Consider the following 552-nt stretch of genomic DNA (forward strand, 5'->3'; position numbering starts at 1 on the left):
TCGAAACCGGCAGCCGCATGGACGACGTGATCTACGAAGAATTCAAGGGCACCGGCAACATGGAAGTGCACCTGGAACGCCGCTTGGCCGAGAAGCGTGTCTATCCGGCCATCAACCTGAACAAGTCGGGCACGCGCCGCGAAGAACTGCTGATCAAGCCGGACATCCTGCAGAAGGTGTGGATTCTGCGTAAGTTCATCCACGACATGGATGAAGTCGAGGCGATGGAATTCCTGCTCGACAAACTCAAGACGACGAAGAACAACGCAGAGTTCTTCGACATGATGCGACGCGGCGGCTGAGTCTCCCGCCCGCATAGCGAAAAGCGCACCCATTGAGGTGCGCTTTTTTATTGCTGCGTCAACTGCCTGTTTTTACAGGGGATTCTCGCGTCAAAGTTGTGAAATTCGCTAGTTCATTTGCATTACGAGGCGGCTGCGCAAGCGTTTGCCACCATCGTCCTTAAACTTCATCGCAAAACAGAAACGCGGCAACCATACTGCAAGCCTGCCCTGGCCGAGCCGCCTCGGCAACGAACGAACCACACGAAAA

The 552-nt window shown here is 54.9% G+C and carries 1 pseudogene; it reads left to right on the forward strand.

The annotated features are described in order from the left end of the window. Positions 1–302, forward strand: a pseudogene (gene rho / locus FUT88_RS25715) (transcription termination factor Rho); the annotation flags it as partial. Positions 303–552 lie beyond the last annotated feature (250 nt).

Origin of the sequence: Ralstonia sp. TCR112 (assembly GCF_007997035.1) — a bacterium.
In the GTDB taxonomy this organism is placed as follows: Bacteria; Pseudomonadota; Gammaproteobacteria; order Burkholderiales; family Burkholderiaceae; genus Ralstonia; species Ralstonia edaphi.